The following is a 26926-nucleotide window of genomic DNA, read 5'->3' on the forward strand; positions in this document are numbered from 1 at the left end:
GCGAGCGGGCGAGCGGGAGGGCGGACGGGGATCAGTCGATCAGGGCGTTGAGCAGCGACTCCTGGAGGTAGCCGAGGTAGGCGTAGACCGAGAGCTGGAACACCCGGGACGAGGACGGGTCGGCGGCGACGGCGTCGTCGAGTTCCTCGCCGAGGTCCGTTCCCTCCTTGACGCCGAGCCGGATCCCCATCGCCAGTCGGGCGTCGTTCAGCGCCCGCAGCCACGCCTCGGCGGCCTCGGCATCGAGGCGTACCTCACCACCCTGGTCGTCGGGGAGCGCGGCGAGGATCGCGCCGGCCTGGTCGATCTTGGCGGTCTTCAGGTCGCCCTCGGTGTACCGCCGGACCTCGGCCGAGGTGGCCGGGTCGTCGGCGTAGACGTCGGGAAAGAGCCGGCCCACCACCGGGTCGGTGTGGTCGAAGCCGTCGGTGAGCAGGCCCACCACCTCGGAGGCGACCTTGCGTAGCACCCGGACCTCGTCCACGGCGAGGGTGGCGACGTACTGGCCGCCCCGGCAACGGAACATGCTCACGAGCGGTCCACCGTCGCCCAGAGCCCATACGCGTGCAACTGCGACGCGTCGTGTTCCATCCGTTCCCGCGCGCCGGTGGAGACCACGGCCCGGCCCTTGTGGTGCACGTCCAACATCAACTGCTCGGCCTTCTCCCGGCTGTATCCGAAGAGCTTCTGGAAGACCCAGGTCACGTACGTCATCAGGTTGACCGGGTCGTCCCACACGATCGTCACCCATGGCCGGTCGGAGACCGGCACCTCTTCGGTGTCCGGCGTCTCGACCGGTGCCACCTGTGGAGCCGCCATGCCACCCATCGTGCCACCGGAATCCCGATCGCGTTGAACCGGAACGCCGGTCGGCGCCGGATCGGCGCCCGGATCACCCTCCGCCGGACCCCCGCCCCGGTGCCTCGCGTGCCGGCTCACCAGCACGGTCAGGCGAGCAGGATGCCGTGGTCGACGGCCTCGGCGAGCACCGCACCCAGCGCCCGGCGGACCGCATCCACCCGGTGGGCCACCTCGCGGTGCAACTCCCGGTCGATCTCGCGCTGCACGCGCTGGAGCCAGGACCGGGCGCCGCCCGGGTCCGCGCTGCCCGGACCCCGCCAGTGCAGGTAGCAACCACCGGCGAGAGCCACCGCGACCGGTGGGAGCACCGCCGTACGCGGGGCGCCGGGGTGTCCGTCGAGCGCGGCGAGCGCGGCGGCGCCGGTCACCTCGGCGATGTCGCCCCCGCTGGTGACCAGGAGCACCCGTTCCAGGCTCCGGCCGGTCCGCTGCCCGGCCAGGTTCGCCCGGACGGCGGCGCAGATCCGCCGGTACGTCGCGTCGTCCGGGGGCGTGCCGAAGACCAGGGTGGCGGCGTCGACCACCATCCGTCGTACCGCCCGGTCGCACTTCACGGTCGCGAGCTGGGACAGGGCGTGCACCTCCCGGTCGAGCACGCGCGGCAACACGGCGCAACCGGCACCGAAGACGATCTCCTGCACCACCCGGAGGTGGATGTGGGCCAACTCGAGAGCGAGGTGCTGGCGGATCCGCTGGGTGTGGGAGCGGGCGTGCCGCTCGAGCCAGGTGGCCCAGTCCCGCTCGTCGGCGTCCGGGGCCACCGGCACGGCCCGGTGCCCGACGGCGGGTGGGGCGCTACCGAGTCGGCGTGGCCCCTCCTGGACCGCCCAGGCCGCCAGGGTCCGCCGCAGCGCCGCGACGTCGCCGGGGCGGAACGGCCACCAGGGCGCGGCCGCCAGCGTCGGGACGACCGCGAGCAGGGCCGCCCGCTGCGTCTGCACGGCCAGCCCGACCGGGTCCGGCGGCGGGTCGGCGGCCGGCTCCGGGGCGGAGGCCCCCGTGCCGCCCGCCAGAGCCCTGCCGTCCGCCGGAACCGTCCCGTCCGGCGGAACCGTGCCGTCCGGCGGAACCGTGCCGTCCGCCAGGGCCGTCCTATCCGCCGGAGCCGTGCCGTCCGGCGGAGCCGTCGTTGCCGGTTCGGCCCCGCCCTGCCACCCCGTCGTGCCGGGGGTGACCACGAAGAAGACCGCGAGACCCGCCTGGGCGGCCTCGGCCAGCAGGCCGAGTTCCGCCGCGGTGAACACCTGGTCGGCGGAGATGACCACGAGCACCGCCCCGGCCCGGCCGGCCGCCTCGCGCAGCACCCGGCTCCCGCCGACCCCCAGCCCGTCGGTGTCCGGCGCGCCCACCAGCGTCAGGTGCCGCAGCAGGGGCGCGGGCAGGTGCAACTCGATCCGGCGTGGGGGTCGGGGCAGCGTCGGCCCGGCGGCCAGCGCGTCGACGCCGTACGCGTGCGGCTGCCGGTAGCCGGGCACGAAGGCGACCCGGGCGGGCTCCGGGGCGTACCGGGCCACCAGGTAGCTGTCGTCGGGCACCGGCAGGATCGTCGGCGGCACGTCGAGCAACGCGGCGAGCACGTCCCGTCGGGCCGCACCGGCCGGACCGGTGGCGATCACGGCGAGCGGTTCGTCCGGGGCCAACCGGCGTGCGTCGGCCCCGAGCGGCGTGGCCTCCCGCCGGCCCGGCACGCTGGTGCCGGAAGCCTCGAGGTCCGCACCACCCATCCCGTCCGGCACGGCGTTGTCGCCCCGCCGAGGACGTGGCGTCATCGCGGACGGCCTCCCTGGCGAGTCGGGCCGGCATGACGCCGGCAGCGTGGAATCTTCGGCTGATCGAGCCGAATGCCGGAAGACTACGACCGGAGACCGTCCCAGAACGGAGAGTTCCGGTACTCACTGGTAACGAAGGCGCTACTCAAATTCGGTGCGTGACCGGCTGCACGCACAGCGAATCCGATGGATATGCTGCCCCGATGAGTCGGTGGGAGTTCATCGGCCGGACGGAGGAACTGGGCCGTCTGCTGTCCGCGGTGACCGGGGGCGAAGGGCGAGGGCTCTTCCTCAGTGGAACGGCCGGTATCGGCAAGAGTCGCCTCCTCCGGGAGGGGATCGCGGCGCTGCCCACCGACCGGTACGCGATCTGGGTGGTGGCGGCCAGCGCCACCACCGCCGCCCTCCCGTTCGGCGGACTGGTGCAGGTCCTCCCGACCGAGCAGCCCAAGGGACTCTCCCCCGCCGGCATCCTGCGGTGGGCGGTGGACGCGCTGCGGCAGCAGGCCGCCGGACGGCCGATCGTGCTGGCGGTGGACGACGCGCACCTGCTGGACCCGCCCTCGGCGGCGCTGGTCCACCTGATCGCCCGGCTGGACAGCACCACCGTGCTCGGCACCCTGCGCAACGGCGAGCAGGTGCCGCAACCGATCCGGGCGCTGTGGACCGACGACCTGGTCGACCACGCCGAGCTGACCCCGCTCGACCTGGCCGACACCACCGGGCTGCTCACCACCATCCTCGGCGGACCGATGGAGTCGGGCTCGGCCGACCGGCTGTGGCGGCTCTCCGGGGGCAACCCGCTGCTGCTGCGGGAGCTGGTGCTCGCCGCACTGGGCAGCGGTGAGCTGCACGAGACGTACGGCATCTGGCGCTGGACCGGGCGGCTGGAGCTGGCGCCGAGCCTCACCGACCTGATCGACGTCCGGATCGGTCAGCTCACCCCGGGCGTCCGGACGGTGGTCGAGCTGGCCGCCTTCGGCGAGCCACTCGGGCTGGAGCTGCTCAACCGGGCCGCCAAGCCGGCCGACGTGGAGACCGCCGAGGAACGCGGGCTGGTCTCGGTCGTCCACGACGACCGGCGGCTCAACGTCCGGCTGGCGCACCCGCTCTACGGGGAGGTGATGCGCCGGCAGTGCCCGGTCAGTCGGACCCGGCGGTTGCAGGCCCAGCTCGCCGACCTGATCGAGGCGGCGGGCAAACGCCGCCGGGACGACCTGCTGCGGGTGGCGGTGTGGCGACTCGACTCGGGCACCGCGCAGGATCCGGGGCTGCTGCTCGGCGCGGCCGCCCAGGCGTTCGCCCGGTACGACGTACCGCTGGCGACCCGGCTGGCCCGCGCGGCGGTGGACGCCGACGGTGGCTACGCCGCCGCCGAGTTGCTGGCCACCATCCTGATGTTCGCCGACCGGCCGGAGGAGGCGGTCGACGTGCTCGACGCGGTCGCCGGCCAGCTCGACGCCGACGACCGGTACAGCCGGTGGCTGACCGTCCGGGGCATGATCAGTTACTGGGGGCTGCGCCAGGAGTCCACTGTGGAGGAGATGGCGGTACGGGCGGCGGAGCTGACCGACATCGCCGACCAGACCCGGGTCCGCGCGTTCGAGGCGATCATGCGGCTGCACCGGCTCGACCTGGCCGCCGCCCAGCGGCTGAGCTGCGCGGTGCTGGACCGGCCGGCCGCCGGGGTGGCCTCCCGGGAACTGGCCCGCTGCACCATGGCCCACCTCCAGGCCGCCCAGGGGCGGTTGGCGCTCAGCGGGGCGGCGATCGCCTCGGTGGAGGCGGAGGTCGCCCACTGGCGGGGCGACATGCCGTACCTGCAACTGGCGCTGGAGCTGGCCCGGGGCACCCGGCTGATGCTCGCCGGGGACATCGTCGGCATCGACGCCATCGTGGTCGACGAGTTCGCCGACCTGGCCGGGGCCGGGGACTTCCGGCTCGGCACCGGCTACCTGGGCGTTCTCCAGGCGTACGCGGCCCGGCTGCGCGGGCACAGCGCCGAGGCGCTGAAGAGCAGCCTCGGCGCGTGCGCGGTGCTCGCCACCAGCCGTGTCTACGCCGGTCTGGCCCATGCGGAACGGGCGCAGGCGGCGGCGCTGCGCGGCGACGCCGGCCAGGCGGCGGAGGCGATGGCGGACGCCGACCGCACCCACTCCCCCGGCATGGCGGTGCTCTACCCGTGGCTGGAGCAGGCGCGCGGCGCGGTGCTCGCGGTCACCGGCGACCTCACCGCCGCGACCGAGCATCTCGCCGAGCTGGCCAACCGGCTACGGGAGGACGGATTCGCCGGGCACGAGGTGCTGGTCCTGCACGACCTGGTCCGGCTGGGCCAGGCGCAGCTCCCGGTCGGCCCGCGCTGCTCGGACGGGCACCGGCGCACGGTCGCCCAGCGGTTGACCGAGCTGACCGAGCGGGTGGACGGGCTGCTGCCGCCGCTGCTGGCCCGGCACGCGCGGGCCGTCGCCGACGAGTCCCCGGACGACCTGCTGGCCGTGGCCGACGAGTTCGCCGAGCGGGAGTTGAACGTCTTCGCCGCGGAGGCGGCAGCGCTGGCGCTGCACCGGCTGCGCCGGGAGCGGGCGGTGACCGCCGGTTCGGCCCACGACCGGCTCGGTGACCTGCTCGGCCGCTGCGACCTGCTCCGGACGCCGGCGCTGCGGCTCGGTCAGCCCGCGCTGACCGAACGGGAGTGGCAGGTCGCCCGGCTGGCCGCCGGCGGGGTGGCCAGCCGCAAGATCGCCGAGCAGCTGTTCCTCTCGCCGCGCACAGTGGAGAACCATCTCCAGCGGGTCTACGGCAAGCTGGGCATCACCGGGCGCCCGGAACTGCCGGCCGCGCTGCGGTGCATCCCGGGCCACGGGGACGGGGCTTCCCGCTGAACTCTAGGCTGGGGGTCGTGAGCACCCTTCGCCCCGCGCTGCTGACCGACCACTACGAGCTGACCATGGTCAGTGCCGCCCTGCGGGACGGCACCGCCGACCGGCGCTGCGTCTTCGAGGTCTTCAGCCGGCGGCTGCCGACCGGCCGACGGTACGGCGTGGTCGCCGGCACCGCCCGGCTGGTCGAGATGGTCCGGGACTTCCGCTTCGACGAGGCGGAGGTGGACTTCCTCCGCCGTACCGGGGTGGTCGACGAGGCGGCGGCGGAGTGGCTGTCCCGGTACCGCTTCACCGGCGACGTCGACGGGTACGCCGAGGGCGAGCTGTTCTTCCCCGGCTCCCCGATCCTCACCGTCTCGGGCGGCTTCGCCGAGTGCGTGGTGTTGGAGACGCTGGTGCTGTCGGTGCTCAACCACGACTGCGCGATCGCCGCCGCGGCGGCCCGGATGGTGACCGCCGCCCGGGGCCGGACGCTGATCGAGATGGGCTCCCGGCGGGCGCACGAGGAGGCGGCGGTGGCCGCCGCGCGGTCCGCGTACCTGGCCGGTTTCGCGTTCACCTCGAACCTGGCCGCCGGGCAGCGGTACGGCATCCCCACCGCCGGCACCGCGGCGCACGCCTTCACCCTGCTGCACGACGACGAGCGGGCCGCCTTCGCCTCCCAGGTGGCGACGTTGGGCAAGAACACCACGCTGCTGGTGGACACGTACGACGTCAGCCAGGGCATCCGCAACGCGATCGAGGTGGCCGGGCCGGAGCTGCGGGCGGTCCGGATCGACTCCGGTGACCTGGCGGTCATCGCCCACCAGTCGCGGGAGCTGCTCGACTCGCTCGGCGCCACCGAGACCAAGATCATCGTCTCCGGTGACCTGGACGAGTACGCCATCGCCGCGCTCGCCGCCGAGCCGGTCGACATGTACGGCGCGGGCACCGCCGTGGTCACCGGCTCCGGCGCGCCCACCGCCGGGCTGGTCTACAAGCTGGTCGAGGTGGACGGCCGTCCGGTGGTCAAGCGCTCCGAGCACAAGGCCACCATCGGCGGGCGCAAGGTCGCCGTCCGTCGACACAAGCCGACCGGCACCGCCACCGAGGAGGTCATCGTCCCGCAGGGGGTGCCCGACCACGCCCCGCACGACCGGCTGCTCCAGCGGTCGTACGTGGTCGAGGGCGAGCCGGTCGCGCTGCCCACGCTGACCGAGTCGCGGGAGCACCTGCGGCAGTGCCTGATCTCCATCCCCTGGGAGGGGCTGAAGCTCTCCGCCGGCGACCCGGCGGTCCCGGTCACCGTCGTCCCCGCGAGCTGACCACCCCGTGGAAGCGAGCTGACCACACCCCCTGGAAGGACGCTCCGATGGCCAACGCACTCATCATCGTCGACGTGCAGAACGACTTCTGCGAGGGCGGCTCGCTCGCGGTCGCGGGCGGGGCCGGCGTGGCGGCCGGGATCTCCCGGCTGCTCGCCACCGCACCCGACCGCTGGGACCACGTGGTCGCCACGAAGGACTACCACGTCGACCCGGGAGCGCACTTCGGCGACCCGCCGGACTTCGTGGAGTGCTGGCCCCGGCACTGCGTGGTCGGCACCCCGGGCTCGGAGTTCCACCCCGAGCTGGACACCTCCCGGATCGAGGCGATCTTCCACAAGGGCGAGTACGCCGCCGCGTACTCGGGTTTCGAGGGGCACGCCGCCGACGGCGAGTGCCTGGCCGACTGGCTGCGCCGGCACGACGTGGACCGGGTCGACCTGGTCGGCATCGCCACCGACCACTGCGTACGGGCCACCGCGCTGGACGCCGCCCGGGAGGGCTTCGCCACCACCGTGCTGCTGGAGCTGACCGCCGCGGTCGCGCCGGCCACCACCGACGTGGCGCTGCGGGCGATGGACGGCGCCGGGGTCACCCTGCACGGCGAGCCGGTGATCCCGACCGCATGAGTCGGTAAACCGGTGGCCGCTGTCGTACCCCCGGCCGAGGATGGTCGACGGAGGTGGACACCCTCGTGAACCTGAAGCCCTACCGGGCCGCCCTCGCCGCGCCCGGGATCCGGTCGTTGCTGCTGGTGGCGGTGCTGGCCCGCATCCCGCACACCGCGGCGGCATCGCGCTCACCTTCTACGTCCTGCTCGACCTCGACCGGGGGTACGGCGCGGCCGGCCTGGTCGGCGCGGCCCTGACCGTCGGCGCGGCGGTCGGCGCACCGCTGCTCGGCCGCCTGATCGACCGGCGGGGACTGCGCATGGTCCTGGTGCTCACCACCGTCGGTGAGACGCTGTTCTGGGCGACCGCGCCACAGCTGACGTACGGGCTGCTGCTGCCGGCGGCGTTCCTGGCCGGGCTGCTCGCCCTGCCGTTCTCCTCGGTGATCCGGCAGTCCATCGCCGCGCTGGTGCCACCCGAGCACCGCCGGCCGGCGTACGCGCTGGACTCGATGTCGGTCGAGCTGTCGTTCATGGTGGGCCCGGCGCTGGGCGTGGCGCTGGCCACCGTCATCGCGCCCCGGATCACCCTCTGGGCGGTGGGCGGCGGCATCGTCGCCGCCGGGCTCGCGCTGCTGGTGCTGAACCCGCCGGTACGGACCGCCGAGGAGCAGACCGCCGGCCCGTCGCGACGGGTCCCCCGCCGGGAGTGGCTCACGCCTCGAATGCTCGCCGTGCTCGCCGTCAGCGCGGCGTGCACGCTGGTGCTCGGCGGCACCGACGTGGCGGTGGTGGCGGCGCTGCGCGACGGCGGCGAGGTCGGCTGGACGGGCGTGGTCCTGGGGCTCTGGGCAGCGGCCTCCCTGGTCGGCGGGTTCGCCTACGGCGCGGTCAGCCGGCCGGTGTCACCGCTGGCCCTGATGGCCGTGCTGGCCGTCTGCACCGTGCCGATCGGTCTGGCCGGGGCCCACTGGTGGCTGCTCGCCCTGGCCCTGATCCCCGCCGGCATGCTCTGCGCGCCGACGCTGGCCGCCACCGCCGACGCGGTGAGCCGGATCGCCCCCGCCCCGGTGCGGGGCGAGGCGATGGGGCTGCACGCGTCGGCGATCACCGTCGGCGTCGCCATCGGCGCCCCGCTGGCCGGCGCGATCATCGACCGCACCACACCCGCCTGGGGCTTCGCCGCCATCGGCCTGATCGGGGCCGTGGTCGCGCTCGTCGTGCTCCCGGCCGAGCTGCGCCACCGGCGGCGGCCGGAGGCTACCGAAGAGCCCGTCGAACTGGTCGGCACCGGACGCTGACTCGCCCCCAGGTCGGGGATCCGTTTCGGCGATATCACGCTGTCCCGCGCACTCGGATGCCCCGACCCGGCGACATGGCGTCGGGCGGGGTGGAGGCCAGCGGGTGTGGCCTGCGTCGCGGCGCCGGTGGCGGCGGTCCGGCCCCTGCCTAGAGTGGGAGCGTGGCGAATCCGGTGATCCTTACCATCGACGACGACCCGGCGGTCTCCCGCGCCGTGGCGCGGGACATGCGACGGCGCTACGGCGACCGGTACCGGGTAGTTCGCGCCGCCTCCGGGCCGAGCGGCCTGGAGACGCTGCGCGAACTCAAGCTCCGGGGCGAGCAGGTGGCGGTGCTGGTCGCCGACTACCGGATGCCCGAGATGACCGGGATCGAGTTCCTCGAGGCCGCGATGGACCTCTTCCCCGCCGCCCGCCGGGTGCTGCTCACCGCGTACGCCGACACCGACGCGGCGATCGACGCCATCAACCTGGTCGACCTCGACCACTACCTGCTCAAGCCGTGGCACCCGCCGGAGGAGAAGCTCTACCCAGTGGTGGACACCCTGCTCGACGCCTGGACGGCCTCCCCGGAGGCGGCCAGTGCCGAGGTCCGGGTGGTCGGGCACCGCTGGTCCGCCCCGTCCTTCGCGGTCCGGGACTTCCTCGCCCGCAACCTGGTCCCGTTCCGCTGGCAGCTCGCCGACGACCCGGAGGGCGGCCGGCTGCTGAGCGCGGCCGGCGCGACCACCGACGACGTGCCGGTGGTGATCGCCCCGGACGGGACGCACCTGGCCCGCCCCACCGAGGCCGAACTGGCCGCGCTGGTGGGCCTCCGGGTGGCCCCCACCGAGGACTTCTACGACCTGGTGGTCATCGGCGGTGGCCCCGCCGGGCTGGGCGCGGCGGTGTACGGCGCGTCCGAGGGGCTGCGCACGGTGCTGGTCGAGCGGCGGGCCACCGGCGGGCAGGCCGGGCAGAGCAGCCGGATCGAGAACTACCTCGGGTTCCCGGAGGGGGTGTCGGGCGCGCAGCTCACCGATCGGGCCCGGCGACAGGCGTTGAAGTTCGGCGCGGAACTGCTCACCACCCGGGAGGTGACCGGGCTGACCGCCGCCGGGTCGGCCCGGGTGCTCACCTTCGGCGACGGCAGCACGATCACCGCCCACTCGGTGGTCCTCGCCACCGGTGTGTCGTACCGGGTGCTGGACGCGCCCGGCCTGGCCGAGCTGACCGGTCGGGGGGTCTTCTACGGCTCCACCGCCACCGAGGCGCCGAGCTGCCTCGACCAGGAGGTCTACATCGTCGGCGGGGCGAACTCCGCCGGACAGGCGGCGGTGCACTTCTCCCGGTACGCCAAGCGGGTGAACATCCTGATCCGGGGCGCGGACCTGACCGCCTCGATGTCCCGCTACCTGATCGACCAGTTGGACCGGCTCGACCAGGTGGTGGTGCACCCGCACACCGTGGTCGCCGCCGGGGCCGGCACGGACCACCTGGAGCGGCTCACGCTGGCCGACACCCGTACCGGCGAGACCCGCGAGGTGAACGCCTCCTGGCTGTTCATCTTCATCGGCGCCCAGCCCCGGACCGAGTGGCTGGACGGCGTGCTGGTCCGCGACGAGCGGGGGTTCGTGGTGACCGGCCCGGACCTGGTCGCCGGGGGGCGCAAGCCGCCGGGTTGGCCGCTCGCGCGGGACCCGTACCACCTGGAGACCAGCCTGCCCGGGGTCTTCGCCGCCGGGGACGTACGGGCCGAGTCGGTCAAACGGGTCGCCTCGGCCGTCGGCGAGGGCGCGATGGCCGTCTCGCTGGTGCACCGCTACCTGGAGTCCCAGTGAGCAGTGCGGACCGGCCCACCGTCGCGCAACTGCGTACGCTCTTCCTCTTCGAGTCGCTCGACGACGGGAAGATCGCCTGGCTGGCCGAGCACGGACGGCTGGAGACCCGGGCCGCCGGTGCCGCCGTCTACACCGAGGGCGAGCCGGCGACCTGTCTGTACGTCCTGCTCGACGGCACGGTGACGATGAGCCGTCGGGTGCACGGCGACGAGGTCGAGATCATCCGGACTAGCCAGCGCGGGGCGTACGGCGGGGCGACCCAGGCGTACCTCGGCGACCAGGTGCCACAGGTCTACATCAACTCGCTGCGGGCCCTCGACGACTCGACGTTCATGGTGCTGCCTGCCGAGACCTTCGCGCACGCCGTCCGGTCCTGGTTCCCGATGGCGATGCACCTGCTCGAGGGGCTCTTCATCGGGATGCGGGACACCAACACCCGGGTCGGTGAGCGGGAACGGCTGCTGGCGCTCGGCTCCCTCTCGGCGGGGCTCACCCACGAGCTGAACAACCCGGCCGGCGCGGCGGTCCGGGCCACCGCGGTGCTGCGCGAACGGGTCGCGGCGATGCGGCACAAGCTGGCGATGATCGCCGACGGCCGGCTCGACGGGCGGGCCCTGCACCGGCTGGTCGCGTTGCAGGAGGAGGCGGTCCGCCGGGTGGCCGACGCACCGGCCCTCTCCCCGCTGGCCGCCAGCGACGCCGAGGACGAGCTGGCCGACTGGCTGGACGAACGGGACGTCACCGGCGGCTGGGACCTCGCGCCGACGCTGGTCGCCGGTGGCCTGGACGCCGCCTGGCTGACCGGGGTGGAGTCGGCGGTCGGGGCGGCGGACCTGGAGAACGCGGTCCGCTGGCTCACCTACACCGTCGACACCGAACTGCTGATGAAGGAGATCGACGAGGCGGTCGGCCGGATCTCCGGACTGGTCGGCGCGGCCAAGCAGTACTCCCAGCTCGACCGGGCCCCGTACCAGGTGGTGGACGTGCACGAGCTGCTGGACGCGACCCTGGTGATGTTTCGCGCGAAGATCCCGTCGGGCGTCCGGCTGGTCCGGGAGTACGACCGTGACCTGCCGACCGTCCCCGCGTACGCGGCCGAGCTGAACCAGGTCTGGACGAACCTGATCGACAACGCACTCGGCGCGATGGGCGACGCCGGCACCCTCACCGTCCGCACCGCCCGGGACGGGAACCTGCTGGTGGTGGAGGTCGTCGACACCGGGCCGGGTATCCCGCCGGAGGTACGGCCGCGGATCTTCGAGCCGTTCTTCACCACGAAACCGGTGGGCGATGGGACCGGACTGGGGCTCGACATCTCGTACCGGATCGTGGTCAACAAGCACCACGGGGACATCCGGGTGGAGTCGGTGCCCGGGTCGACCACCTTCCGGGTGCTTCTGCCGCTGACCGCCACCCCGACCGCGGGCTGATCGGCCAACCGTCCGCCGCCCCGGCCGGCGTGATCTGGACCCGTTGACCTCGGCATTCGGCGTGACCCGCACTAGCATCCGCCCAATGCAGCATGTCCTGGCGTCCGAAGCGGGTGGTGGCCCGCCGGCGTTCCTCGTCGAGATCGTCGCGTTGATGCTCGCCGCAGCGGTGATCGGCTACCTCTCCACCCGACTGCGGATCGTCCCGATCGTCGGCTTCCTCCTGGCCGGTGTGGCGATCGGTCCGCACGCCCTCGGCCTCGTACAAAGTCAGCAGGCGATCGACGCGGCGGCCGAGGTCGGCGTGATCCTCCTGCTCTTCACCATCGGCATCGAGTTCTCCCTGGCCAGGCTGGCCGCGATGTGGCGGCTGATCCTGATCGGCGGGGGCCTCCAGGTGGTGATCACCGTCGGCGTGGCCGTCGGGGCGCTCGCCCTCTTCGGAGTCTCCTGGCAGGTCGGCGTCTTCACCGGCTTCCTGGTCTCGCTCTCCTCGACCGCGATCGTGCTGCGCCTGCTGGCCAGCCAGGGCGAGACACAGAGCGACACCGGCCGCACGGCGCTGGCGTACCTGATCTTCCAGGACCTGGCGATCGTGGTGATGGTGCTGCTCGTCCCGATGCTCGGCGGCGAGGGCGGATCAGCGCTGGACGTCGCGGTGGCGCTTGGCACCGCCGTCGCGGTCGTCGCGGTGGTCCTGGTGGTGGCCCGCTGGGTGATGCCCCGGCTGCTGGAGGCGGTGGCCCGGGCCTGCTCCCCGGAGGTCTTCCTGCTCGCGGTGATCGCGATCTGCTTCGGCACCGCCTACCTGACCAGCCTGGCCGGGGTGAGCGTGTCGCTCGGGGCGTTCCTCGCCGGCATGGTGGTCAGCGAAAGCCGGCACTCCGAACACGCGCTCGGCGAGATCCTCCCGCTTCAGATCCTCTTCTCGGCGACCTTCTTCGTCTCCGTCGGCATGCTGCTCGACCTCGGGTTCCTTGTCGGCAACCTGCCGCTGGTGCTGGCCGCCGTCCTGGGCGTCGTCCTGGTCAAGGGGCTAGCCACCGCCGCGTCGGCCGTGGTGCTCCGGGTCCGTCCGGCGGTCACGGTGGCGCTCTCCCTGCTCATTGTGCAGGTCGGCGAGTTCTCGTTCGTACTCGAACGGGTGGGGCGCGAGGCCGGCCTCTCCCCCGCCGGACTCGGCGCGGACGGCACGCAGGCGTTCATCGCGGCCACCGTGCTGCTGATGGTCGCCACGCCGTGGCTGGGCTCCGGAGGGCGTCGGCTCGGCGCGGCCGTGGAACAGCGCGCCGGCCGTCCGGCGGTCGGCCCCGCGCCGGTGCCGACCACCGAGGGCGGTCACGTGCCGGGCGACCACGTGGTGATCAGCGGGTACGGCGCGGCGACCCGCGCCCTCGCCGCCGAGCTGGCCGCCGCCGGGGTGCCGCTGGTCGTCGTCACCCTCAACCCGGACGGGGCCGCCGAGGCGGAGGCCGACGGGCACCGGGTGCTCCGGGGCGACTCGACCCGGCGGCACATCCTCGACCAGGCGGGAGTGGCGGCGGCCCGGGTGGTGGTGATCCCGGAGGACGAGCCGGAGGACGCGCGCCGGATCGCATCGGTGGTGCGCACCCTGGCACCCGACGCCCGGATCGTGGTACGCCTCGACACGGCCACCGACCTCGCGGAGCTGGTCGCCGCCGGTGTCGACACGGTCGTCCGGAACGACCGGGCCGGCCACACCGCGCTGGGCCGGACCGTGCTGGGTGCGCTGCCGGACGCCGCCGACCGGTTCGCCGCCGCCGAGACGGGACGGTCGGGCCGTACCCGGGTCGACGTGGACCGGATCGTCGCCTTCCGCCCCGACCCCGGGACGCCCTGCCCGCACACCAGCATGATCCGGCCGGTGCTGCCGTCCGCCCCCGGCTGCGAGGACTGCCTGCGCGCCGGCACCTCCTGGGTGCATCTGCGGACCTGCCTCACCTGTGGGCACGTCGGCTGTTGCGACTCCTCACCCGAGCGGCACGCCTCCCGGCACCAGCAGGACCAGGACCACCCGATCATGGCCTCGGCCGAGCCGGGCGAGGACTGGGCCTACTGCTACCTCGACGAGACCCTGATCCGCCCGGCGTCCACACCCGGGTGAGCTCCGGCGGCAGGGACGGGCAGGGTGCCCGAGGTGCACCCCGCCCCGCCCCGCCGGCCCCGGGAGCGGGTGGGTGGTTGGTTGCAGGGTTGCAGGGTTGCCGGGTTGCCGGGTTGCGTGGTTGCAGGGGACCCCTGCTCCGCAAAATGCGGTAACAAGGGACCCCTGCTACCACCCGAATCCGGCCGCCCTCGGACGGGGCCGAACAGGCCCGAGGGGGGAGCAGACAACGCGACGGGCGCCGCACCCCGGTCGGGGGTGCGGCGCCCGTCGTACGTGCCGGTCGTCAGTTCTTCCGGTCGAGGTCGCTCGCGACGTCCTCGGTGTAGGTGGCTCCGCCGTCGGACTCGCTGGTCAGCGGCTTGGCACCACCCTCGGGCGGCCCGGCCAGCGACTGGCCGGCGGCCAGCTCGGGGAACTTCGCGTCGAACGCCGGACGCTCGGAGCGGATCCGGGGCATCCGGTCGAAGTTCCGCAGCGGCGGCGGGCAGCTCGTCGCCCACTCGAGCGAGTTGCCGTGACCCCACGGGTCGTCCACCTCGACCACCGGGCCGGTCTTGTACGACTTCCAGCAGTTGTAGATAAACGGCAGCGTGGAGATACCGGTGATGAACGCACCGATCGTGGAGATCATGTTGAGCGTGGTGAAGCCGTCGCTGGGCAGGTAGTCGGCGTACCGCCGGGGCATGCCCTCGTTGCCCAGCCAGTGCTGCACCAGGAAGGTGGTGTGGAAGCCGATCGTCGTCAGCCAGAAGTGCACCTTGCCGAGCCGGTCGTCGAGCATCCGGCCGAACATCTTCGGGAACCAGAAGTAGATGCCACCGAAGACGGCGAACACGATCGTGCCGAAGAGCACGTAGTGGAAGTGCGCCACCACGAAGTACGAGTCGTGCAGGTGGAAGTCGATCGGCGGGCTGGCCAGCAGCACACCGGTGAGACCACCGAAGAGGAAGGTGACCAGGAAGCCGAGCGCGAAGAGCATCGGCGTCTCGAAGCTGATCTGGCCCCGCCACATGGTGCCGATCCAGTTGAAGAACTTCATACCGGTCGGCACGGCGATCAGGAAGCTCAGGAAGCTGAAGAACGGCAGGAGCACCTGGCCGGTGGAGAACATGTGGTGCGCCCAGACGCTCATCGACAGACCGGCGATGGCGATGGTCGCGGCGACCAGGCCCTTGTAGCCGAAGATCGGCTTCCGGGAGAAGACCGGGATGATCTCGGTGATGATGCCGAAGAACGGCAGCGCGATGATGTACACCTCGGGGTGGCCGAAGAACCAGAAGAGGTGCTGCCACAGCATCGGGCCGCCGGTGTCGGGGCTGAACACGTGCGCGCCGAGGATACGGTCGGCGGCGAGCGCGAAGAGCGCGGCGGCCAGCAGCGGGAAGACCAGGATCACCAGGAGGCTGGTGACCAGCATGTTCCAGGTGAAGATCGGCATCCGGAACATGGTCATGCCGGGCGCGCGCAGGGTCAGGATCGTGGTGATCAGGTTGACCGCGCCGAGGATGGAGCCGAGACCGGAGATCGCCAGGCCGACGACCCACATGTTGGCGCCGATGCCCGGGGAGTGCGCCTCGGTGCTCAGCGGGGTGTACGCCGTCCAGCCGAAGTCGGCCGCACCGCCGGGGGTGAGGAAGCCGGCGACGGCCATCGTCCCGCCGAACAGGAAGAGCCAGTAGGCGAAGCTGTTCAGCCGGGGGAAGGAGACGTCCGGCGCGCCGATCTGCAGCGGCACCACGTAGTTCGCGAAGGCGAACACGATCGGCGTCGCGAAGAAGAGCAGCATCACCGTGCCGTGCATGGTGAAGAGCTGGTTGTACTGCTCCGGCGAGAGGAACTGCAGGCCGGGGCGGGCCAGTTCGGCGCGGAGGATCAGGGCCATCAGGCCACCGATCATGAAGAACGCGAACGCGGTGACCATGTACATGATCCCGATCTGCTTCGCGTCCGTGGTACGCAGCATCCGCGCGATGGCCGAGCCCTTCACCGGCTGTCGGACCGGCCAGGGCCGGGTCACAACCGGCTTGGGTGCGACGGTGGTCACGAGTGGCCTCCGGTTCTCGTTCGTCCCCCTCGGCACGCGCTGGTAGTTGCGGGCCGTAGTCCGAAGGAAGGATAGTCCCCGGCGGGTTGACACGCCGCGCCGGGTGGCGGGACACGCCCAGCATCCGCCGCTGGTCGGAGGTCAGAGTGGATCGACCAACAGCCGGTAGTGCTCCTGGAAGATGCGTCCACCCCGGCCGCGCAGCAGCGGGTCACGCAGCGCCGGGGGGACGTCCCGCGTGCGGTCCCGGTCGCGGGTGCGGTCCCGCACCCATTTGGTACGCGGACGGCGGCGGCTCTCGTACGCCATCAGCGCGGCCTCCACGCTGCCCGCGGCGCGCAGCGACTCGGCGAGCACCACCGCGTCCTCCAGCGCCATCGCCGCGCCCTGGGCCAACGTCGGCGCGGTGGCGTGCGCGGCGTCGCCGACCAGCACCACCCGGCCGCGGGACCACCGGCCCAACTCGACCTCGTCGGTGAGCCCGACGTGCACCTGATCGAGTGCGTCGAGGACCCGGGGCACCGGCCCGCCGTAGGCGCCGAACACCTCACGCAGCCGGGCCATCGGGTCGACCGGCGGCGCGGTGCCGGCCTCGTCGGCGTAGCAGTAGAGCCGTCCGCCGCCGATCGGCATGACCACGAACCCGGCCCGCTGACCCAGCAGGGCGGTCCACTCGGCCACCGGTGGACCGCCCCGGACCACCCCGCGGTAGACGATCTGCCCGGCCGGCCGCGCCGGGCCGCCGAGCGCGGCGAGGGCCCGCACCGTGGACCGGGGGCCGTCCGCGCCGATCACCAGGTCGTACTCGGTGACGGTGCCGTCGGCGAAGGCGACCGTGACCGCGTCCGCGGTGAGGTCGAGGGTGCGTACCTCGGCCCCGTGCCGGACCGCCCCGCCGGCCCCGGTCAGCAGGACACGGTGCAGGTCGCTGCGGGGCAGCGCGCGGCACTCGCCGACCCCGGCCCAGAGTCCGGTCAGGTCGACCTCGCAGAGTTCACCGCCGGCGGCGTCGAGGAAACGCTGCCGGTGGATCACCTGCCCGAGCGGCCGGACCGGCAGGTCGAGGTCGAGCCCGCGCAGCGCGCGGGCGGCGTTGCCGGGCAGGTAGAGACCGCTGTCGGGCAGCTCCGTGGGAGTCCGTTTCTCGGTGACGTCCGGGCGGAATCCCGCCCTTCGCAACGCCCGAGCCACGGCAAGCCCGGCGATGCCCGCGCCGACGACGAGAATGCGCAGGGGGGATCCACCCATGCTGGTGTACGCCTCCGAGGGGAGCGGCACGCGTTGAAGGCAAGACACTACTCCCCGCAACCGCCTGGCGGTAGATCCGATCGGATGGTGCGTGATCTCCCCTTCAGCCGAGGCGGAGTGGACCTGGAGTTGGATCAGTCCCCACCGGCCGGCTCATGGAACGGGGGTGCCGACGGTGTCGATGGCGTGCACCTCCTCGGGGCTGAGCGAGAAGCCGAAGATGTCGGCGTTGGCCCTGATCCGGGCCGGAGTGACCGACTTGGGGATGACCACGATCCCGTGTTCGACGTGCCAGCGGAGCACCACCTGGGCCGGGGTGACGCCGTGCGTCTCGGCGATCCGGGTCAGGATTGGGTGGCTGAGGTCGGTGGTCCGGAAGGGGCTGTACCCCTCCAGCACGATCCCGCGTTCCCGGTGCTCGGCGAGCCGCCGGGCGTCGTACCGCATCGGGCTCCACGGGATCTGGTTGACCGCGGGCGCCTCGGTCGTCGCCAGGATCAGCTCGTCGAGCTGCGCGGTGGAGTAGTTGCTGACCCCGACGGCGCGGGTCAGCCCGTCGTCGCGGGCCTTCATCACCTGCCGCCACATCCCCACGCTGTCCCGTGGACCGGCCGGCGGCCAGTGGATCAGCCACAGGTCGACGTGACCGGTTTCCAGGGCGGCCAGGCTGGCCTCCAGGACGTGCCGTTCCCGCCCCACCCCGTCCGAAGGGATCTTGGTGGTGACGAAGACGTCGTTCCGGTGCAGTCCGCTGTCCCGGATCGCCTGGCCCACTTCTTTCTCGTTGCCGTACATGGTGGCGGTGTCGATGTGCCGGTACCCGGCGGCGAGGGCGGTCCGCACGGCGTCGTAGCCAGCCTGGCCGGACACCTGCCAGGTGCCGAAGCCGAGCAGCGGCATCCGGACCCGGTCGGGCAGGGCGACGGTGGGTTGGTCGGACGGACTCATGCCGGTGCACGTACCCGCCTGCCCCGGACCCATGCGTCGGCGCCACTGACCGGGCCCGACCGCCGTGGGTCAGGACGTCGGTGGCTCGTCCCTGCCGGCGGCCTCCATCTCGTCGGCCTCCTCCTTGGTCCGGTGCACCACCTGGTCGGCGTGCTCCGGGGGGCCGTAGACGGTGTAGAGGACAAGCGGGTTGGGGCCGGTGTTGACGAAGTTGTGCTTCGTGCCGGCCGGTACGACCACCAGGTCGCCCTGGTTCACGGTCTTCTTCTCACCCGCGACGCGGGCCTCGCCGGTGCCGCTGACGAAGGTCAGGATCTGGTCGACGCCCTCGTGGACCTCCTCGCCGATCTCCCCGCCCGGCGGGATCGTCATGATCACCAGCTGGGTCTGTTTCCCGGTCCAGAGCACCCGGCGGAAGTCGGGGCTCTGCTCGGCGACGGTCGCGATCGTGTAGTGCTCCATGGGCCGCTCATACCCGGCCCCGGGCGCTGTCACGCCGCTACCACCGGATGGTGGACTTTTCCACAGGGGCAGGGTTTGCGGCCCCCGAAAGGGGCATGATGCAGACTGACCGGCGGGCAGGAACGGGTCGGTCGAGCCAGGTCCCCGCTGGCGTACCGCCGCAGGCTGCGACGGTGGGAGACGGCCAGAGCGCGGCGACGTGACGATCCATCAGGATCGAAACGGCGCCGCGCGCTCGTGTCCGGCGTCGGCCGCCTCGCAGACCCGGTCCCACCCCGCCCCGAACCGGTCCCCCCGCCCCGGCCACCCTCGGTCCGTCCACCCTCGCCCCGGCGGCTCCACGATAAATTTCGCTACCATATCCCGCGCTCCGGTCACACCCCGAGACCGCCGATCCCCGGTCAGCCGTTGGGCCGGAGGTCGGATATCCGCTCGTCCCGGCACCGCCCGTGGCGCGTGCCACCGCTCGAACAGGCCCCACAATGGAGGACTGGTCACCGGTGCGGCAGCGGGAGGACGAGCTTGAGTCAGGAGACTGAGCCGAGCGCGACGACGACGGCCACACCATCGGGCACGCCCCGGTCCCGGCAGTTCCGGCTCGTCGCGTTGACGGTCGTGCTGGCCGTGCTGGCGGTGGCCCTGGTCCCGATCGTGCTCGGCTTCGGACCACCGACCCGCGACCAGCTCATGGAGCGGGCCGGCCTGAAGGGCAAACGTGAGCTGCTCATCGGGGTCAAGGACGACCAGCCCGGCATCGCGTTGCAGCTCCCCGGCGGCGGCTGGCAGGGCTTCGACATCGACATCGCCTACCTGATCGCCAGCTACCTGGACTTCGACCGCAGCCAGGTGGTGCTGCTGCCGATCGAGAGCGAGGACCGGGCCCGGCGACAGGCCCCGCACAACGACCGGTTCGTCACCGTCGACCTGGTGATCGCCTCGTACAGCATCACCGAGGAGCGGACGAAGGAAGGCGCCACCTTCTCCGCGCCGTACCTGCACACGGAACAGTCGGTGATCACCCTGGCCGACGAACCCGGGCCGGTGAGCAGCCTGGAGGACCTGCGCGGCCGGCGGGTGTGCACGCTGACCACCTCGACCTCCCAGGCCCGGCTGCGCGAGGTGGGCGCCGAGGCGCTCGGCCGTAACAAGATCAGCGAGTGTGTCCAGGAGCTGTACGACGGGCAGGTCGACGCGGTCACCACCGACGCGGCGATCCTGGCCGGATTCGTCACCGCCAGTCAGGACCCGGACGCCTTCCCCGTCGGCCTCAAGCGGGCCAAGCCGTTGCGGCACTGGGACATCGGGTCGTCCCCACAGGAACGCTGGGGCGTCAACACCGGCCCCAACACGGCCCTCCGCGACCTGGTCGACCTCGCGCTGCACGCCTCTGCCAAGGACGAGGAGAACAAGGTATGGGAGGAGGCGTACGACGACAACCTCCGCTGGCAGCAGCCGGCCAACCGGCCGCAGTCGGTGGCGGAGGAGCAGCAGCCCGAGCCGAGGAAGGTGGAGGTACGGCAGTGGCCGTGGGAGAGGTTCGCGCTACCGCTGCCGGGGCACCCCGGACCCCCGCCGTACGCCCCGGTCCGGGCGTCCGGTCGAGGCGTACGGCGGGGGCGCGGCAGGCGCAGCAGTGGCTGCTGACCCTCCTCCCCGCGTTCCCCGTCCTGCTGCTGGTGCTGCGGTTGTGGCAGCTCAGCCGGCAGGACATGCCGACGATGCTGCTGCTGGTGCAGTACGTCAGCCCGCTCGGGATGCTCAGTGCCCTGCTCATCGCGCTGGTGTGGGCCGGGCCGCTGGCGGTGCTGGTGGTCGGGTTGCTCGGCCGGCTGCTGCGGGTGAGCAACCCGGAGCGGTTCGACCCGGAGCGGTCCCTGCTCGCCTCCGGCACCGCCCGCACCCCCGGCTGGGTGCTCACCGCCGCCGTCGTCCTGGCCACGCTCACCTGGCAGCTACGTTTCCTCCCGGCGCTGCTGATGCTCGCCCTCTGGCTGCTCGCCCTGCGCACCCGCTACCTGTACCCCGACCGGCCGCTGCGGATCATGCTGGTCGGCGTGGCGCTGCCGCTGGCGGCGGCCGTGGTGGCGTACGCCGTGCTGGGGCCGGCCATCTGGGCGGCGGTCCGGGCGGGCGAGTGGAGCACCGTCGCGCTGCTGGCCGTGCCACCGGCCGCCGGCACCGTGCTCACCGGCCCACTGCCCCCTCGGGTCGCCCCGGCTCTGACCCACTGGCTGGCGTACACCGTCGCCGCGGCGCTCCCGCTGGTGATGGGCGCGGTGTTCCTGCGGGTGGCCGTCCTGCCCACCGCCGCGATCGAGGTCGCGCCGACGGAGACCGACCGGGCCCCGACGAGCGTGGTGCTCGGGCACATGATCACGGTGACCGACACGTCCACCGTCATGCTCGACCAGGCCGGCGTCGTGCGGTTCCTGCCCAACGGCCGGGTCCGGACGCAGACCCTCTGCTCCGAGGCGGCCCGGGTCCCGTTCAGCGTGGTCAGCGTGCACGGCTGGCCGGTCGAGGAGACGACTCTGGACTGGATGATGCCCCGCCGCCCGGTCGCCCCACCCGACCAGCGCTGTTCCGGCCGGCTGGGTAATGGAGAATCCGGCTGATGCGTTGTACCCGTACCCCGGGCTGCACCGGCACGGTCGACGAGATCGGTTTCTGCGACCGGTGCGGACTGGCGCCGCGCCGTACCGGAGGGCCCCCGCGCCCGGAGCCGGAGCCGGCGCCGTCGGACGGACCGCCCGCCGCCGGGCCACCGCCGGACGGACCGCCGTCGGACGGCCGGACGTGGACGGTCGCCGGCCTGGTCTCCCTGCCGGTGTTGGCCTTCCCCGCCGACCGGCGGGTGCTGCCCGACCCGGCGGTGCCCGAGAACCAGCGGTTCTGCGCCCACTGCCGGGCCCCGGTCGGCCGGGGCGGCACGGGCCGGTTGGACCACGGCTACTGCGGTCGCTGCCAGACCCCCTTCGCCTTCGTCCCCGCCCTCGAACGGGGCGACCTGGTCGCGGACCAGTACGAGGTGGTCGGCTACCTGGCCCGGGGCGGTCTGGGTCAGGTGTACCTCGCCCGGGACACCCACCTGGACGACAACCCGGTGGTCCTGAAGCGGCTGCTCAACAAGACCGACCGGAACGCCCTGGCGGTGGAGGTCGCCGAGCGGCGCTACCTGACCACCCTGAACCATCCGACCATCGTCCGGATCTACAACTTCGTCACCGCGCCGGACCGGCTCTTCGGTGGGCAGGCCGGCTACATCGTCATGGAGTACCTGAACGGGATGTCCCTGGCGGAACTCCGTGAGGCCGCCCGCGACCCGGCCCGGCCGGCGGCCCCGCTGCCGCTGGCGCACCTCCTCGCGTACGCCCACGAGATCCTGGCCGCGCTGGACTACCTGCACCGGCAGGGCCTGCTCTACACCGACCTGCATCCGGGGAACGTGATCCGCACCGCCGACCGGATCAAGCTGATCGACCTCGGCGGGGTCCGTCGGGCCGACGACCAGTCCAGCCCGCTGGTGGGGACCCCGCTGTACCAGGTCGGCGACCGGGAACTGGAGACGCGCGGTGCGACGGTCCGCTCCGACCTGTACGCGGTGGGGATGCTGCTGGCGGAACTCGGTGACGGCCTGGTCCCCGGGCCGGGGGCACCGGTCGTCGACGTCGGGATGGAGTCGTTCCGCCGGCTGGTCCGGCGGGCGCGGCACGACGAGTGGGAGCACCGGTTCGCCTCCGCCGCCGAGCTGGCGGAACAGCTCAAGGGAGTGCTGCACGAGCTGCTGCCGGCCCGGTCGGGGCACGAGCAGGCGGTGTCCTCCACCGTCTTCGCCCCCACCCCCGCGCTCTTCGACGCGGGTCTCGGCGCGGTACCGCCGCTGGAACACTGGACCGACCCGGTGGGCAGCGGGTTGCGCGAGCACGGCCGCCCCGCCCCCGCCGCCGTGGCCACCGGCCTGCCGGTGCCGCGTCCCATGCCCGGCGACCCGGCCGCCGAGTTCCTCACCACCGTCGGGGCGCTGGCTCCGGAGCGCCTGCTGGACGGCCTCGCGGCCTTCGACGTCCCCTCGGTCGAGATCGAACTCGCCCGGTGCCGGGCCCTGCTGGAACTCGGCGACCCGCCCCGCGCCTGGGACGCGCTCACCGCCGCCGGCCGGCTGCTCGACGGCGATCCCTCGACCGACTGGCGGCTGGCCTGGCACGACGCGCTGCTCGCGCTCACCGAGGGCGACGTGCCCCGGGCCGGTGGCCGGTTCGACGCGGTGTACGGGAAGCTCCCCGGGGAGATCGCGCCCAAGCTGGCCCTCGCCTACTGCGCGGAGCACACCGGCGACGCCGTCCGGGCAGTCCGCTACTACGAGACGGTGTGGCGGCGGGACCGGCTGACGGCCAGCGCCGCGTTCGGCCTGGCCCGGCTCCGGCTGGCCGGTCGGGACCGGGCCGGGGCGGTGGGCGTCCTCGACGACGTCCCCCGGTTCTCCCGACACCACGACGCGGCCCGGATCGCCGTGGTCCGGTCGCTCACCGTCCGGTTCGGCGACGAACCGCCCGACGCGGCGGCGCTCAACGAGGCGGTCCACCGTCTGGCGGGGCTGCGGCTCGACGGCGGCAACCCGCACGGCGAGGCCCGCGACCGGCTGACCACCACCGTCCTCGAGGCGGCGCTGGAACGGGTACTGGCTTACGGGCCGGACGGGCTGGACGACGGTGCGACGCTGGGTGCCCCGCCCACGGAGAACGGCCTGCGCCAGCGGCTCGCCCGTTCCTTCCGGGTCCTCGCCCGGCAGCAGGCCCGTAACCGCAACGACCACGGGGTGCTGCTCGACCGGGCGAACACGGCCCGGCCCCTGACCCTGCTGCGACTGCGTGAGGAGTGAACCGGTGTCTACCTCCCTCGCCTTCGACCTGCGACTCGACCACGACCGCTACCTCTCTCCGGCCGCCCGCGAGCTGCACGGGATCCTCACGGTCACCGCGCGCACCCTGGCCGATGCCCCCGTGGTCGCCGTCGGCCGGCCACCGCAGGCCCGGATCCGGATCCGGACCGTGGCACCGACCCGGGTGCTGTCCTGCCGGCAGGTCCACCCGACCGTACGGGAGCTGACCGGCGTGCCGGTCGACGATCGGACGGTGGACCATCCGACCTGGTCGTGGGGGGAGGAGCGCCGGGAGTACCACCTCTGCCTGGCGGTGGACGGCACCGACCGTCCCCGGGGCGAGGACCTGCTGGCCGCCCGGATCGACCTGCTGGTGGACGGTGTGGCCCGGACACCCCCGGTGGCCGCCCTGGTGCACTGGACGGACGACCGGCCCCACCCCGGCCGGGTCGACCCGGTGACGCACGACCCCGGACCGCAGGAGCCGAGCCGGCCGACCGCCGCCCAGCACCACGACAACGGCGACGAGCACCACGACAGCGGCGACCCGCCGATCGTCACCGAGCCACTCGGCCGGGCGGTCCGGCTGGCCGCCGTGGCCGACGACACCCGCCGGCTCGCGGAGCTGGGCCTGCTGGTGGCCAGCGTGGATCCGGTGGCGGCGACCGACGGCGCGGTCCGGACCTGTCGGTGCGGTCGGGAGGCACCGCCGGGTGCCCGGTTCTGCGAGCGGTGCGGCGCGGGGTTCGACGGCGCGGGGACGGTGCCGACGTGAGCGGGACCGCGTTGACCAGCACCACCTGGCGGAGCCTGCGTCGCCACCGCCGGACCCTGCTCGTCGGCACGGTGGTCGCGCTGGCCGGCTGCCTCTCGGTCTTCCTCGGGGTGCATCGGGCCGCCGACGCGGTCGCCGCGCAGTCCGTGCCGTCGGTCCTGGCCGTCTACGACACCCAGGTCGCCCTCCGGGCCGCCCACGGCGCGGCGCTGGCCGGTTTCTCCGACGGCACCCAGCTCCTCGGCGGTCCGGGTGAGGAGTACCAGAACCAGATCGCCGCCGCCGGGCAGCACCTCGCCGAGGTCGCTGAGCGGAACGCGGCCGGCGAGACGGGCAGCGGCGACCTCCAGGTGGTCGAGGCGTTGCTGGTCACGTACACCGGCCTGATCGCCCGCGCCGACGTGCACTACCGGCAGGACCGGGACGCCCTCGGCACGGCCGCGCTCTGGGACGCCGCCAGTCTTTTGGACGAGCTGCTCCGCCGCCTGGACCGGCTCCGGGAGGCGCAGGTCGACGCGTTGGACGAGCAGGCCGGTCGGGTGTGGACGAAGCCGGCCACGGCCGCGCTCTGGCTGCTGCCGGTGCTCGCCCTCCTCGGGCTGCTGGTACGGGCCCAGCGCTTCATGCGCCACCGGTTCCGCCGCCGGATGAACGTCCCGTTGCTGCTGGCCACCCTCTTCGTGCTGCTGATGGGGGTAGCCACCTCGTCGAGCCTCTGGTCCGCCGGGCAGCTCACCGGAACCCGGGAGGCGGCCCGCGAGATCGCGCGGCACCGGGAACACCAGTTGACCGAGCTGGCGACCCTGCACACCGGAAGTCTGGGCCAACGGCTCGACGCGGCCTGCGAGCCGATCGACTGCCCGCGTACCATCGGCCAGCTCACCCCGGCGGGGGTCGCGCCGTTGCCCGGCTCGCCGTCGTCCGCCGCCACTGCGGCCCGGGCGGCGCAGGCCAGCAGCGACGTCGCCGTCGACCGGGCCAACCGGGCGGCCACCAGCTTCGGTGGCGAGCTCACCCTTCCCGTCGCGGCGCTCTGCGCCGCGGTGGCTGTCCTGCTCGGCTTCCAGCCGCGCCTCGACGAGTACCGGTACCAGGAAAAATGAGACGTCGCATCGGACTGCTGCTGGTCCCGGCCCTGCTGGTCGCCGGGGGCGTGACCGCCTGCGGGGACGCCACCCCGACCGGCCGGGTCACCCTCCTGGCCTCCTGGTCGGAGAGTCCGGAGGGTGGGGAGAAGCCCGACGACGGGCAGCCGGGCATCGAGGCCGCCGCCTTCGGGGCGGTGCTGCGGGACTTCGAGGAGCAGACCGGCATCGTCGTGGACTACCAGGGCACCCGCGACGTCAGCCAGGTGCTCCGCTCCGGGGTCGACCGTGGCTCCCCACCGCACGTGGCGGTGCTGCCCCGCCTCAACGACCTCCAGACGTACGTGCCCAGCCGCAAGCTGCACCCGTTGGACGACGTGCTCGGCGACCACGGCGGGGCGGACCTGGCGCCACAACTGGTCACCCTCCAGGGCCAGGTGTACGGGCTCTCGGTCAACGTGGTCCCCAAGAGCCTCGTCTGGTACGCCCGCGACCAGCGGCCCGAACTGCCGCAACGCCCGCCGGCCACCTGGGAGGAACTGGTGGCGGCCGACGGTCAGCGGACGCGGTGGTGCCTGGGCATGAGCGCGCCACCGCTGTCCGGCTGGCCCGGCACCGACTGGATCGAGGACCTCTTCCTGCACCGGTGGGGTGCCCGGACGTACCAGGCGTGGACGGCCGGGGACGTGGCGTGGGACTCGCCGCAGATGCGGGCGGTCTGGCAGGCGTGGGGGGCGGTCGCCCGGACCAGCACCCCGAACGCCCTGCTCACCGGCTTCAACGTGGCCGGGCTCGGCATGTTCGCCCAGCCGCCGGAGTGTCACCTGGACCACCAGGGCTCCTACATCGTCCACGACTACCGGCGGCAGGCGCCGAACCGGTTCGACTTCTTCCCGTTCCCGCCCTTCGCCGCACGGGCCGACGCCGGGACGACCACCGAGATCGCCGAGGACGTGGTGGGCATGTTCCAGGACACGCCGGAGGCCCGCGCGCTGATCCGCTTCCTCGCCGGGGAACGGGCCCGGCGGGTCTGGCGGGAGGCCAGCGGCGGGCTCTCCTTCACCCTCAACCGGGGCACCGACCCGGCCAGCTACCCGGACGACGTGTCACGCCGGATCGCCGAGACGCTGACCAGGGGCACCCTCTGCCGGGACGCGTCGGACCTGATGCCGGCGGCGATGACCGCGGCGTTCCACCGGGCCGTCCTGCACTACCTCGACGCTCCCGGTGACCTGCCGGTGCTGCTCCGGGAACTCGAGACCGTGCGGGTGGGGATACCGGACGGGGAATGGCTGGACCTGCCCTGCCTGACCCGGTAGGCGAGGAACCGTCCGGAGAGGACGGACGTCCAAGCCACCGGCTGATCGTCGGATCAACCGA

19 protein-coding genes and 1 pseudogene are annotated in these 26926 nt (G+C 73.3%); 13 read left to right on the forward strand and 7 right to left on the reverse strand.

All coding sequences use genetic code 11. The annotated features are described in order from the left end of the window. Positions 1–31: 31 nt before the first annotated feature. The 3 genes from GA0074692_RS19115 to GA0074692_RS19125 all read right to left on the reverse strand — a co-directional run bounded on the left by GA0074692_RS19115 (position 32) and on the right by GA0074692_RS19125 (position 2630). Positions 32–526, reverse strand: a complete 495-nt coding sequence (locus GA0074692_RS19115; protein ID WP_176738716.1) for a DUF2017 domain-containing protein — start codon at positions 524–526, stop codon at positions 32–34. 2 nt (positions 527–528) lie between these two features. Then, entirely contained in the window at positions 529–819 is a 291-nt protein-coding gene (gene clpS / locus GA0074692_RS19120) for an ATP-dependent Clp protease adapter ClpS (RefSeq protein WP_091646564.1), read from the reverse strand. A gap of 128 nt (positions 820–947) precedes the next feature. Beyond that, the gene (locus tag GA0074692_RS19125) at positions 948–2630 is read right to left on the reverse strand and encodes a hypothetical protein (RefSeq protein ID WP_141725334.1); all 1683 of its coding nucleotides are present in this window, start codon (positions 2628–2630) and stop codon (positions 948–950) included. A gap of 203 nt (positions 2631–2833) precedes the next feature. Here GA0074692_RS19125 and GA0074692_RS19130 point away from each other — a divergent pair, with 203 nt between their 5' ends. The 7 genes and pseudogenes from GA0074692_RS19130 (at position 2834) to GA0074692_RS19160 (ending at position 14102) form a co-directional block, all read left to right on the forward strand. After that, the gene (locus GA0074692_RS19130; RefSeq protein ID WP_091646567.1) at positions 2834–5512 is read left to right on the forward strand and encodes a helix-turn-helix transcriptional regulator; all 2679 of its coding nucleotides are present in this window, start codon (positions 2834–2836) and stop codon (positions 5510–5512) included. A gap of 17 nt (positions 5513–5529) precedes the next feature. Beyond that, positions 5530–6816: a nicotinate phosphoribosyltransferase gene (locus tag GA0074692_RS19135; protein WP_091646569.1), complete on the forward strand. Its 1287-nt coding sequence runs from the start codon at positions 5530–5532 to the stop codon at positions 6814–6816. A gap of 47 nt (positions 6817–6863) precedes the next feature. Next, on the forward strand, positions 6864–7445 hold the full coding sequence (locus GA0074692_RS19140) for an isochorismatase family protein (RefSeq protein ID WP_091646571.1): 582 nt from the start codon (positions 6864–6866) through the stop codon (positions 7443–7445). 65 nt (positions 7446–7510) lie between these two features. Continuing rightward, a pseudogene (locus GA0074692_RS19145) lies at positions 7511–8727 on the forward strand (MFS transporter). A gap of 161 nt (positions 8728–8888) precedes the next feature. Next, positions 8889–10547 (forward strand): NAD(P)/FAD-dependent oxidoreductase, encoded by a 1659-nt coding sequence (locus GA0074692_RS19150; RefSeq protein ID WP_091646573.1) that lies wholly within the window; start codon positions 8889–8891, stop codon positions 10545–10547. Beyond that, positions 10544–11977 carry an ATP-binding protein gene (locus GA0074692_RS19155; RefSeq protein WP_091646575.1) on the forward strand — a complete coding sequence of 478 codons (1434 nt, stop codon included), beginning with the start codon at positions 10544–10546 and terminating at the stop codon, positions 11975–11977. The genes GA0074692_RS19150 and GA0074692_RS19155 overlap by 4 nt, the downstream gene beginning before the upstream one ends. A gap of 85 nt (positions 11978–12062) precedes the next feature. Continuing rightward, entirely contained in the window at positions 12063–14102 is a 2040-nt protein-coding gene (locus GA0074692_RS19160; RefSeq protein WP_091646577.1) for a cation:proton antiporter domain-containing protein, read from the forward strand. A 286-nt stretch (positions 14103–14388) separates the two neighbouring features. On the opposite strand, the gene ctaD is transcribed toward GA0074692_RS19160, so the two are convergent. The 4 genes from ctaD to GA0074692_RS19180 all read right to left on the reverse strand — a co-directional run bounded on the left by ctaD (position 14389) and on the right by GA0074692_RS19180 (position 18807). Beyond that, entirely contained in the window at positions 14389–16149 is a 1761-nt protein-coding gene (gene ctaD / locus GA0074692_RS19165; RefSeq protein WP_091646580.1) for an aa3-type cytochrome oxidase subunit I, read from the reverse strand. Between the two features lie 141 nt (positions 16150–16290). Beyond that, positions 16291–17397, reverse strand: a complete 1107-nt coding sequence (locus GA0074692_RS19170) for an FAD-dependent monooxygenase (RefSeq protein ID WP_091653728.1) — start codon at positions 17395–17397, stop codon at positions 16291–16293. Positions 17398–17550: 153 nt separating this feature from the next. Continuing rightward, on the reverse strand, positions 17551–18345 hold the full coding sequence (locus tag GA0074692_RS19175; protein ID WP_091653730.1) for an aldo/keto reductase: 795 nt from the start codon (positions 18343–18345) through the stop codon (positions 17551–17553). Positions 18346–18414: 69 nt separating this feature from the next. Beyond that, on the reverse strand, positions 18415–18807 hold the full coding sequence (locus GA0074692_RS19180; RefSeq protein ID WP_091646582.1) for a cupin domain-containing protein: 393 nt from the start codon (positions 18805–18807) through the stop codon (positions 18415–18417). Between the two features lie 522 nt (positions 18808–19329). On the opposite strand from GA0074692_RS19180, the gene GA0074692_RS19185 reads away from it, so the two are divergent. The 6 genes from GA0074692_RS19185 to GA0074692_RS19210 are packed head-to-tail and all read left to right on the forward strand — an operon-like array spanning position 19330 to position 26865. Further along, on the forward strand, positions 19330–20451 hold the full coding sequence (locus GA0074692_RS19185; protein ID WP_091646584.1) for a transporter substrate-binding domain-containing protein: 1122 nt from the start codon (positions 19330–19332) through the stop codon (positions 20449–20451). Further along, the gene (locus tag GA0074692_RS19190; RefSeq protein WP_141725335.1) at positions 20334–21422 is read left to right on the forward strand and encodes a hypothetical protein; all 1089 of its coding nucleotides are present in this window, start codon (positions 20334–20336) and stop codon (positions 21420–21422) included. Before GA0074692_RS19185 ends, GA0074692_RS19190 begins: the two co-directional genes overlap by 118 nt. Continuing rightward, positions 21422–23686: a serine/threonine-protein kinase gene (locus GA0074692_RS19195; protein ID WP_091646587.1), complete on the forward strand. Its 2265-nt coding sequence runs from the start codon at positions 21422–21424 to the stop codon at positions 23684–23686. The genes GA0074692_RS19190 and GA0074692_RS19195 overlap by 1 nt, the downstream gene beginning before the upstream one ends. A gap of 4 nt (positions 23687–23690) precedes the next feature. Beyond that, positions 23691–24461, forward strand: a complete 771-nt coding sequence (locus GA0074692_RS19200; protein WP_091646589.1) for a zinc ribbon domain-containing protein — start codon at positions 23691–23693, stop codon at positions 24459–24461. Continuing rightward, positions 24458–25564, forward strand: a complete 1107-nt coding sequence (locus GA0074692_RS19205) for a hypothetical protein (RefSeq protein ID WP_141725336.1) — start codon at positions 24458–24460, stop codon at positions 25562–25564. Before GA0074692_RS19200 ends, GA0074692_RS19205 begins: the two co-directional genes overlap by 4 nt. Then, the gene (locus tag GA0074692_RS19210) at positions 25561–26865 is read left to right on the forward strand and encodes an ABC transporter substrate-binding protein (RefSeq protein ID WP_091646594.1); all 1305 of its coding nucleotides are present in this window, start codon (positions 25561–25563) and stop codon (positions 26863–26865) included. Before GA0074692_RS19205 ends, GA0074692_RS19210 begins: the two co-directional genes overlap by 4 nt. Positions 26866–26926: the final 61 nt, after the last annotated feature.

This window comes from Micromonospora pallida (genome assembly GCF_900090325.1).
Lineage (GTDB): Bacteria > Actinomycetota > Actinomycetes > Mycobacteriales > Micromonosporaceae > Micromonospora > Micromonospora pallida.

Coding starts and splice junctions, on each gene's coding strand:
- GA0074692_RS19115 (WP_176738716.1), bottom strand. CDS start 526: ATGTTCCGTTGCCGGGGCGGCCAGTACGTCGCCACCCTCGCCGTGGAC.
- clpS (WP_091646564.1), bottom strand. CDS start 819: ATGGCGGCTCCACAGGTGGCACCGGTCGAGACGCCGGACACCGAAGAG.
- GA0074692_RS19125 (WP_141725334.1), bottom strand. CDS start 2,630: ATGACGCCACGTCCTCGGCGGGGCGACAACGCCGTGCCGGACGGGATG.
- GA0074692_RS19130 (WP_091646567.1), top strand. CDS start 2,834: ATGAGTCGGTGGGAGTTCATCGGCCGGACGGAGGAACTGGGCCGTCTG.
- GA0074692_RS19140 (WP_091646571.1), top strand. CDS start 6,864: ATGGCCAACGCACTCATCATCGTCGACGTGCAGAACGACTTCTGCGAG.
- GA0074692_RS19160 (WP_091646577.1), top strand. CDS start 12,063: ATGCAGCATGTCCTGGCGTCCGAAGCGGGTGGTGGCCCGCCGGCGTTC.
- GA0074692_RS19170 (WP_091653728.1), bottom strand. CDS start 17,397: ATGGGTGGATCCCCCCTGCGCATTCTCGTCGTCGGCGCGGGCATCGCC.
- GA0074692_RS19175 (WP_091653730.1), bottom strand. CDS start 18,345: ATGAGTCCGTCCGACCAACCCACCGTCGCCCTGCCCGACCGGGTCCGG.
- GA0074692_RS19180 (WP_091646582.1), bottom strand. CDS start 18,807: ATGGAGCACTACACGATCGCGACCGTCGCCGAGCAGAGCCCCGACTTC.
- GA0074692_RS19195 (WP_091646587.1), top strand. CDS start 21,422: ATGCGTTGTACCCGTACCCCGGGCTGCACCGGCACGGTCGACGAGATC.
- GA0074692_RS19210 (WP_091646594.1), top strand. CDS start 25,561: ATGAGACGTCGCATCGGACTGCTGCTGGTCCCGGCCCTGCTGGTCGCC.